General features: G+C 65.1%; 1 protein-coding gene. It reads left to right on the top strand.

Annotated features, from left to right (window positions below):
* Window positions 1-119 precede the first annotated feature (119 nt).
* Complete coding sequence (locus B7R22_RS18435; RefSeq protein WP_116413140.1) at window positions 120-1,364, top strand: IS256 family transposase; 1,245 nt, start codon at window positions 120-122, stop codon at window positions 1,362-1,364.
* The last annotated feature ends 49 nt before the right edge of the window (window positions 1,365-1,413 follow it).

A 1,413-nucleotide genomic window follows, 5' to 3' on the forward strand; every position in this document is an offset into this window, starting at 1 on the left:
AGTAGTGCCCCATAAGGTGGTGTAGCCCGGTGGCCTGGCTTGTCGTTACTGACGTGAGCGCGGTCACCGTGTGATCCTTCGAGGAAACTCCTACATCCCACTCGAAAGGCTTCAACACGATGACCGCACCTCATATTGTCGACCCTGCTGGCCTGCTCGGTGAAGCTCTGGGCGACGCGTCCCCGGATCTGATGCGCAGCCTGCTGCAAACCATGATCAACGCCCTCCTGTCCGCCGACGCTGACGCGGTCGTCGGCGCCGAGTGGGGCAAGCCCTCACCCGACCGTGTCGCGCAACGCAACGGGTACCGTCACCGCGACCTCGACACGAGGGTCGGCACGATCGACGTCGCCGTGCCGAAGCTGCGCCAGGGCACGTACTTCCCGGAATGGCTCCTCGAACGCCGCAAGCGTGCCGAGGCTGCAATGATCACCGTGATCGCGGACTGCTACCTCGCTGGCGTCAGTACCCGCCGGATGGACAAGCTCGTGAAGACCCTTGGCATTCACTCGTTGTCGAAGTCGCAGGTGTCCCGTATGGCAGCCGAGCTCGACGAGCACGTCGACCAGTTCCGGCACCGGCCCCTTGGCGACGCGGGTCCGTTCACGTTCGTCGCCGCCGACGCGCTGACGATGAAAGTCCGTGAGGGCGGCCGGGTCATCAACGCTGTCGTCCTCGTCGCGACCGGCGTCAACGCTGACGGGCGCCGGGAAGTTCTTGGCCTCCGCGTCGCGACCTCAGAGACCGGGGCGGCATGGAACAGCTTCTTCGCCGACCTCACAGCTCGCGGCCTAACCGGTGTGCGGCTCGTGACCTCGGACGCTCACCAGGGCCTGGTCGAGGCGATCGCGGCGAACCTGCCCGGAGCCAGCTGGCAGCGCTGCCGCACCCACTACGCCGCGAACCTGATGTCCGTGTGCCCGAAGAACATGTGGCCGGCCGTGAAAGCAATGCTGCACTCCGTGTACGACCAACCCGACGCCGATAGCGTGAACGCCCAGTTCGACCGGCTCCTGGACTACGTCGACGACAAACTCCCCGACGCACACGACCACCTCGACGCAGCTCGCGCCGACATCCTCGCCTTCACGGGCTTCCCGGAAGGGCTCTGGCAGCAGATCTGGTCTAACAACCCCAACGAGCGCCTGAATCGTGAAATCCGCCGCCGCACCGACTCCGTGGGAATCTTCCCCAACCGCGACGCGATCATCCGCCTCGTCGGTGCCGTCCTCGCCGAGCAGACCGACGAATGGGCCGAAGGACGCCGCTACCTCGGCCTCGACATCCTCACCAAAAGCCGCCTCACCCTCGTCACCGACAACGAAAGGGAGGTGACAGAACCAGCACTCCAGCTCAGCGCCTAAACCCACAAACCGAAGGAACCACCGCTACACCACCATCAGGGACTTGACC

It is taken from the genome of Subtercola boreus, assembly GCF_003399635.1.
GTDB classification, from domain to species: domain Bacteria; phylum Actinomycetota; class Actinomycetes; order Actinomycetales; family Microbacteriaceae; genus Subtercola; species Subtercola boreus_B.

Coding starts and splice junctions, on each gene's coding strand:
- B7R22_RS18435 (WP_116413140.1), top strand. CDS start 120: ATGACCGCACCTCATATTGTCGACCCTGCTGGCCTGCTCGGTGAAGCT.